This is a genomic window from Lishizhenia sp. (assembly GCF_033720595.1).
Lineage (GTDB): Bacteria > Bacteroidota > Bacteroidia > Flavobacteriales_D > Crocinitomicaceae > Lishizhenia.
Genome location: NZ_JAWWCF010000147.1, coordinates 1 through 7,682 on the forward strand (window position 1 = coordinate 1; position 7,682 = coordinate 7,682).

12 protein-coding genes are annotated in these 7,682 nt (G+C 36.4%); 1 reads left to right on the plus strand and 11 read right to left on the minus strand.

Annotated elements, in window-relative coordinates:
* Positions 1–63: 63 nt before the first annotated feature.
* Positions 64–408 (minus strand): RyR domain-containing protein, encoded by a 345-nt coding sequence (locus R3333_RS10550; protein ID WP_318958758.1) that lies wholly within the window; start codon positions 406–408, stop codon positions 64–66.
* A 3-nt stretch (positions 409–411) separates the two neighbouring features.
* On the minus strand, positions 412–1,113 hold the full coding sequence (locus R3333_RS10555) for a hypothetical protein (RefSeq protein WP_318958759.1): 702 nt from the start codon (positions 1,111–1,113) through the stop codon (positions 412–414).
* Between the two features lie 115 nt (positions 1,114–1,228).
* On the opposite strand from R3333_RS10555, the gene R3333_RS10560 reads away from it, so the two are divergent.
* Positions 1,229–2,080, plus strand: coding sequence for a hypothetical protein (locus R3333_RS10560; protein WP_318958760.1), 852 nt, complete (start codon positions 1,229–1,231; stop codon positions 2,078–2,080).
* Between the two features lie 30 nt (positions 2,081–2,110).
* Here the strand turns inward: R3333_RS10560 and R3333_RS10565 are convergent, their stop codons facing one another.
* From R3333_RS10565 to R3333_RS10605, 9 genes are all read right to left on the minus strand, one after another.
* Positions 2,111–3,046, minus strand: coding sequence for an LPD1 domain-containing protein (locus tag R3333_RS10565; protein ID WP_318958761.1), 936 nt, complete (start codon positions 3,044–3,046; stop codon positions 2,111–2,113).
* Positions 3,047–3,205, minus strand: coding sequence for a hypothetical protein (locus tag R3333_RS10570; protein ID WP_318958762.1), 159 nt, complete (start codon positions 3,203–3,205; stop codon positions 3,047–3,049).
* 25 nt (positions 3,206–3,230) lie between these two features.
* Complete coding sequence (locus R3333_RS10575) at positions 3,231–3,458, minus strand: hypothetical protein (RefSeq protein WP_318958763.1); 228 nt, start codon at positions 3,456–3,458, stop codon at positions 3,231–3,233.
* Between the two features lie 13 nt (positions 3,459–3,471).
* Positions 3,472–4,332 (minus strand): hypothetical protein, encoded by an 861-nt coding sequence (locus tag R3333_RS10580; RefSeq protein WP_318958764.1) that lies wholly within the window; start codon positions 4,330–4,332, stop codon positions 3,472–3,474.
* Positions 4,319–4,621 carry a hypothetical protein gene (locus R3333_RS10585; protein WP_318958765.1) on the minus strand — a complete coding sequence of 101 codons (303 nt, stop codon included), beginning with the start codon at positions 4,619–4,621 and terminating at the stop codon, positions 4,319–4,321. Before R3333_RS10585 ends, R3333_RS10580 begins: the two co-directional genes overlap by 14 nt.
* A 5-nt stretch (positions 4,622–4,626) precedes the next feature.
* On the minus strand, positions 4,627–5,592 hold the full coding sequence (locus R3333_RS10590; RefSeq protein ID WP_318958766.1) for a hypothetical protein: 966 nt from the start codon (positions 5,590–5,592) through the stop codon (positions 4,627–4,629).
* The gene (locus R3333_RS10595; RefSeq protein ID WP_318958767.1) at positions 5,580–6,440 is read right to left on the minus strand and encodes a hypothetical protein; all 861 of its coding nucleotides are present in this window, start codon (positions 6,438–6,440) and stop codon (positions 5,580–5,582) included. Before R3333_RS10595 ends, R3333_RS10590 begins: the two co-directional genes overlap by 13 nt.
* 10 nt (positions 6,441–6,450) lie before the next feature.
* A complete protein-coding gene (locus R3333_RS10600; protein ID WP_318958768.1) occupies positions 6,451–7,212 on the minus strand; it encodes a hypothetical protein in 762 nt (253 codons plus the stop codon).
* 47 nt (positions 7,213–7,259) lie between these two features.
* The coding region (locus R3333_RS10605) for a DUF4494 family protein (RefSeq protein ID WP_318958769.1) at positions 7,260–7,682 on the minus strand (423 nt) is incomplete at its 5' end.

A 7,682-nucleotide genomic window follows, 5' to 3' on the forward strand; every position in this document is an offset into this window, starting at 1 on the left:
AAGAACTTTTCGTATTCTTTACCGTCAATTGTCTTTTTCTTAGAGAAATTACTTTGCATGATACTAATTGATAAATGATTTAATTACGGAGATAAATAGAGCATCTTTGGCCTGTTGCTTCTTAGGCAGCTTGCTATAAGGCACCATACAAGGGTGAAGTTTCTTTATTGTATCTTTCTTTTTACCGTATTTCCAACCATCTTTTCGCTTTTCATTCAGCCAATTCTTGTGGCTATCAGAGGGCTTTGAATTCGGGTTGCTTAAATGGAATTTTACACCATTAATTGCGCTTTGCTTTTGCCAATCAGGAGCATCATTCCAACTAGGTTGAGAATTATCACCAATAATTTTACAATAAGCACGATTTACCTCGTGACACGTTTTAGCGATTCGTACAATACTAGGCATGATTTATTTTTTTATAGAGTTGATTCCAGTGTAAAATTCACCGCCAAGGTTGAAAATAATGTTGTCATTAAACAGCATAGCTTCAATCAGTTCATTTAAGCTTTCTTCTTCACCATACTTCTTTGCTCTTTGCTTTAAAATGAATTGAAGCAACTGAAGTTTCTTTTCCTTAGGATATTTCTCATCCGTTAATTGCAACAAAATTTCATGTGCCTGCAATTGGCGTTCAACCGTAGTAGGTTTATCTTCCAGTTTCTGACGGAATATTAATAATTCTTCGTTAAGAAACTTGTTGCTTTCAATTACATGCAAGACCTTTTCAACGGTTGATTTTCCTTGCAATTCTGGTGAAGGCAAGTAATCCTGTAAAGCCTCCCAAATTTGGCTGTGCATGTCGTTGACTGCATGTAGGTTTGCAGCTTCATCTTCAGAAATGGCAACAAATCCTTCTTCCAATTCAGTTGCAGGCGGTTGATTGTAGTTTCGCAAAAGGTGCAGGAATGCGTCTTTTATACTTCCAAATGCAAACCCTTCTTTGTCTTGAATGGCTTGTAATTGTTGGTTGATAGACTCGCGTTCCTGTTCGTTAGTGGTTATGCTTGCCGTTCGGCCGTTGATTGAAAACATTTGGTCTTGCTTGTAATTGTTTGCAACAAAACTAGGGAGGTTTGCAGCTCGTTTTACAAACTTTGAACGGTTATACATTTATTCGACAAAATCGTGTCAAATAAATGTATAAAATTAAAAAAGGCTTGCAAGCTGCCTGCAAAATTGATTTAAACATCGAAAAAAGTATATTTATCAAAAAAAACTTGGTAAAATGTCTAAATCACTTGAAACATCAAGCACAAAAAAAAAAGGGAAAATCGGAATTGTAATGCCCATATCACAAACGGAAGGGTATGATAAAAACCATTGGAATGACGTAAAACATATTTTAGAAGATGTTGTAACTGAATTGGAATATGAAAAACCTGAAATGGTAAGTCAGTCTCATGGTAGTATAATACAAGAAACAATAATTACAAACTTGTATGAAAATGAATTGGTAATTTGTGATGTATCAAGTAATAATCCAAATGTATTGTTTGAGTTAGGTATTAGGATAGCATTTGATAAACCCGTTGTAATTGTAATTGATGATAAAACTAAATTTAATTTTGATTACGGACCAATAATGCATGTAACCTATAATAGTTCATTAGCATATGTGGGTGTAAATAAGTTTAAAGACAGTTTAAAAAAGACGATATTAAAGCAAATTGATCAACCAAGCTCATATTTGTCAATTTTCGGCGGTAAAATTAAGTCGACTAAACTTGAAGAAAAGGAAACTTCTGTATTTGATGTCCTAAGAAGTGAGATAAAATCTCTATCAAATAAAATTGATGGAATTAATAATTATTCTGAGGCTAACCCCAATAATCAAAACGGTTATTTTAACTCAACAGAATACAATGATTTATTAAATACATTTTTTGATTATGATCTTTTCGAAAATTATGAAATTAAGAGAGGAGATTTATTCACAGGTAGTCTAAAAATGATAAAGTTGATTGGAGATTTAGAAAGTACCTACAATATACCGATATTTAAATCGATGGGTACATTAACAAAAGAGAAGGTATTGATTAATATTTATGATTTTGTTATGGATAATAAATTATTTTAGTGAAAAAGCGGAGCAATAGCCCCGCTTTTTTTAATTCACTCTTTTCCTAATTTCATCCATTAATTGATCTATCAAAGGGACAAGCCTTTTGATTTCGCTTGTTTTAAGATAGTACCAATCATTGTACTTCTTTTTCGATAGAAACTTATTAGAACGCTTCAATTGTCGCAATTTGTAGAAGATGTATTGCTCAAACATACGGGCAAATATTTCTTGGCGCATATTTATGTAGCTTCCTTCAGTTTTAATCATCTTTCTGTAACGGGTTTCTTTTCCGTTTTCGTCAAAAATGATGTTTTGAAAAAGGTTTTCGGCCAGTTGGTGCAAGGGGTATTTATCGGGATACTCAATTTTTCTGGTCGAAACACTGCCCCAGGGACCCGTTAAAAAATCGGCACCTTTTACGGGTTCAATTAAGTTGCTCACGTAATAGTCCAGAAAATGACCGTATTCATGTGCGAAGCTTCCAATACCTCCAGTGTTGACAAATCGCCACTCTTTGGATAGGTCAACTCTTACTGGACGTTTATTCAAGGCCATTTCTTTGAGCAACACATCTTCTCGTTTGTAACGAGTGGTATTAATCACAAAATTCCCCGGTTCAAAATGGGCTAAAGCTGAACTTTTACCACGTGCACCAAAAGACAATGCAAGTAGACCTTGCCCAAGTGCAGGTTGTGTAAATTTTAGAACGCTGTTGAGATCCAACATAGACAACTGCAGCGCAGCCAAATAGTTGTATTTATCTTCTAGCGTTACCCAGTTTCCGAACTGTATTCCGCGAATTCCGAAATTTTCAATAATTCCTTCAATGGTGTTGTTTGAGACTTTGAAACCTTTGGGAAGATTACCTTTTACAATTTTCTTAAAACTATCCTGTAGCTCTTTATGCTCCCAATAGGTTTCTAATCTGCTTTCTCCGTCAATGTAGGTGTCTAGTGGTTTTTCGATAGGTTGATGTCTCATTTACTTTTTAGGTTTGGTTTTGGCTTGCCTTGCGGCTTCTTTTTCAATTGCTTTGTACAATCCTTCCTTGTCGTAGTGATCAGGGTTTCCAGAACCCATGGTTGTTTTCACGGGTGGATTGACTTGTTTTTTAAACTTTCGTTTCAATTTTTGTGTCATTGTATATTTGATTTATGGTTATGCTTTATTTTGAGTTTAGTAGGCTTTTCAAGCTTTTAAGCGCTGCGAATATTACAAAAAACGTATCAAATATTGCAAGTTTTTTCATCCATTTTATTGATAGTCTTTTGTAATAATCATCTTGAATCCTTACTTCATCAACTCCAAGTTCTAGCATTTGATCGAGGAGTTCTTTTGATTCTGCTTTCGTCCAGTTTTCAGGAAGGTTTTTGCGCCAGAGTTTAAGTTTCATAATTTGAAACGAGTTAGGAAAGACAATATCCAGAGTCGCAATCGCTGAACTCACTAAAGTCTAATTCAAATTGAGGTGAATATTGTTCAATTTCTTCGTAAGTTATTCCTGTTTTCCAAGTTCCTTTGTTTGGTTTTTCTTGAGATTTAAACCAAGCCATTTTATTTGGGTGGAGAGGGAACATTTTACGCAGTAACAACGGGTTTCGGTGGTGGCAACCGACACAATTATTTAATTCTGCAAATTGTACAGTTTTATCACTCCAATAGTTTACAATTTCATCTTTGAAAATTCCATTTTCAATTAATCGAAAAACTGGTTTTTGCCATTCTACAGTTTCCCATTTGTTTTGACCTCTTTTGTTCTTTTCAAAAGTGGCTTTGTATTCAAGCAAACCATTATCATTCAACTTAGAATTCATTCGTTTTGCTCGTTTTTGTTCGTTTGCCCTGTATCCAATTTGCATTTCTACAGGTTCACCAATGAATTCAGCCCACCAGTAAAAAATAGGTTCTATTTTAAGATAAGTGGTACAGTATCTATGTAGTTTATTAGGGAGCCAACCACCTTTTGTATTTATTACTTCATCGAAGGAAATTCCACTTACCCAAGTAATAGGGCGGCCAATGAATTGTTCAAGATCGAGAATGGTGGTTATTATTTTATCATCCTCTAATGTTCCTATAAATGGTTTTTGAATTCTATCTTCTACCTCTTGAATTAATTTTTTATCAGGGAATTTACATTGTGGATCATCGGTGCGAACCAATGAGAATACATTGTAATCACTCGGAAATTTTGCGGCCAAAAATGCAGATGTTTGACCTCCTGATATTGAAGTACATGTCTTCATTTTTTGATTAATACAATCCATTTTGTAAGTGTTTATTTTCGTTTTCTAATTCTTCGTTTTTTTTCTGTAGGCGCAATGCAGATATGTATAGGTTTGAGTTCTCAACTCGGGTTGCATGAAACACCTTGTCGGCCTTGTGCAAACACACTCTACTTTGCTTTACGGTTTGCAGGCAGCTTTCAAGCGTTTCCTTAAAAACTTTACCGTTTACCTGCTCGCCCTTCAGTTTGCGGGCAACTATTTCATCAAGTGCCTGCAACTGTCCCTCAATTGTTGATAGATGCAAGCTTGTTAAACTCAATTCGGTCATAATTCCTAGTTAAATGATAGTGTGCTTTGAGTTCGAGTATTTTCAAGGCGTTCAGCATATTTATTACGTCCTCCGTCGGTGAAATCTATCTCAAAGTATTTTCCTTTTTGGAGGTCGTATTGTAGGTTGCATTCACCTGCAATTCCTACTATTTTAGGTTTAGCCTTAGCAACCTTTACCGTGGTTATTTCGGCTCCAAAATCCCTGTGTGCAACAACCACGCTTTTTGCGTTATTTGCCCACTCGGAACCACCTTTAAGCGAGTGCATATCTGGGGCAATAATATTCCCGTTTTTATCACGTTTTGCGCTTGTTGGGTGAATGATAGTGTGCAAATGCAAGTTGTGTTGTTCTGCCAATTCATTTCGATAGGAGAGTACATCTTCTAACCACTTATCTTCTCTGGCAAATCCCTTTGTATCGTGGTGCATGTAGTTCCATGAGTCAATGACTGCCCCAAATATTCCTAACTCGGCTTTATTCTGAACCGCAAAATCCCAGTATTCCTTTGGTGTAACAGATTTTGAACGTGTGTTTTTATTCTTGTATGTCGTTGGGTCGAATATTTTAAAACTATCGTGTATTTCTGGTAGATAACGATCAACCTCTGCTTGTGATAAACGGTTGTTGATTGCTATTTTTTCACCTCTTTTGTTGTAGAAAAATTCGTCAAATTGTTTGCCTGAAAGTTTGTGCATTAGTTTCCCTGCTACCTCTGCGGCTGTTCCTGCATCTGGCATGTAAATTAAATGCTTATGACCGTACCATTTATTGCAGTTAATTAGCATTTCAAGTAACAATTCAGTTTTACCCGAAGCAGGGTAGCCCGTCCAATCAGTAACACCACCTTCTTTGATGGAGTAGTGAGGGGCTAAACATTTGAAACCGCAATAGTATGTTTTACCGCCGCCAGTTTCATAAAGCTTCATAACATCTTGGCGCAATTTGCTAAATTCTATTATCCCCCCCATAGTTGTGTCATTTTTAGTTTAAGCGCTTCCCATTCTCTGTACTCAGCTTCAAAATCTAACTCCTGAGCTTGTTTGCTTTGCCATTCGTGCTGTTTTAGTTCTATTTGCTGATACAGGTCGTCTTTTGTGTTTAAAGTCGGTTTTTGCGTGGTTAATTCCACTCCGAACTTGTCGATTGTTTCTTGACGGCTGAAATATTCAGGAGTAAGGTTCTCATACCCATTTTTGATATTGTAGGGCTTTGTTACGGCCGTTTCAATGGCTTTCACGATTTGAGCTCGAGTGTAACCGTTTTCGAGCAATTTCGCATACGCTTTGCGGCTGCTCGGAGAAATGGACTTAAATGCTCGACCAGTTTTTTCATTGATAAACCCTAGTAAAAACAAAAAATCAGAATCCTTTAACTCTCCCGACTTTTTTCCAAAGTCGGTGTTTGATGTTTGTGGTTTATTAGTTTGTGGTTTATATATACTAACAGTGCTTTGACTTTGCGTTGTATCTTGCTTTTGTTCTTGGTTATGTATTGCTGTTGTAAGTGCTCCTGTGGATGCTTTTGTATTTTTTACAATAGCAACAATATTCGCGGTATATTGATTTTTTGACTTCTGAATCATTTTAATAAATCCGAACTTCACAAGGTCATTTAATGCACCCGCATAAGTACGCCAGTTTTTAACGCCAATTGCATCCATAACCATACTGGAAGGAAGTCCAATTTTTTCTTTCCAACCTGATCTGTTTGCATGCTCTATGATGAAAAAGAATACAGCACTGTGTACAGGCTTTACTTTTTCAGGGTTTTCAAAGGCAAAATCAAACCAATTTCGAGATAGATCGTAACCGTTCATATTTTTTGTTTTAGCTACACTTCAGAGAAGCGATTTCTGTTACAATTGCTTGTTGTTCGTGAAAGGGTAGGGCTTTTATTTTTTCCGTCCATCTTTCCGATTTGCGTTTAATTCTTTGGCGGTCGGTATTGTTATCACCTACATATTTGTAGCTCAATAAAACCTCTTCTTTTGGGTTGAAGTTCGTCCAAAGCATATCATCTATTTTACCACCTCTACCCATGTATGCGAATGGTTGTGCCGTCCATTCTTTGTCGGTGTAGCCATCAACCAGAAGTGCATTGTAAGTGTCGCACTCGGGGTGGGTTATCATTATTTTAGCTCGTGTTTTTTCACTTAATAAGCGAACGAAGGCAAGAAATTCGATATGTTGCTCCAATGTCCATTCATAATCATACATCGGGCGAATTGTGCGCCTTGTTTCAAATAAGTATGGAGGGTCGAAGAAGAAAACCGTTTCTTCAAATAAGTATTGAAGGTCTGATTTGTCTTTTTTCGATAGATTGTTCAGGTAGTGTTCAATTACATTTTCATTGAAACATTTTATACCTGGCAATGTAGATGCTTCTTTAAATTGCTTAAATACATGCTTAACAATCTCGAAGTATAGAATCTGTATATTTTTTTCAAGTTTTGCTATGCTTTCGCTTACAAATCCACTACCGCCAAAACCATCCACGAAAAACTCGCATTTAGGTGTGTTGTTAATAAGAAATTCTTTTACTCCGCTTGCACCTTTTGAACCGGGGTATTTTGTAATGTCTAAATTCATAATGATGGCTTAAAAAGTCCTCGATCTAAACCGAGGACTTTAGGTTTTTACTCTTCCTCGTCTCCTGGGATTTGGTGTTCACTTTCTGCAAATGCGGGAACGGTACCGTTTACTTTGTATTCTTCTTTTTCCTCGTCCGTCATTTCTCTGCGCTCGAGTTCACGGTCTAAATCTGGATTGAAAGGGAAGATGTCAACAATAGGAGTAAGCTTGATTTCTGGAATCTCGAATGAAACAAGCATTGATTCAAGGCTTTCTTCTATTCGGTCGTAAGCGTCTCTTACATTTTCAGCAGAAACAAGGAATAGGTTTGAAATTTTCTTTTCCCTTCCGCTATCCGCATCAACTGATAGATAAGAAACTTTAGCCTGATACCAATAGTCTGCATCTTCATATTGAAAAATGTCCTCGAAGTTTGCTTTTTTCACTTCCGTTACGATAAATTCACCACGTATCATTTGACCTAACTC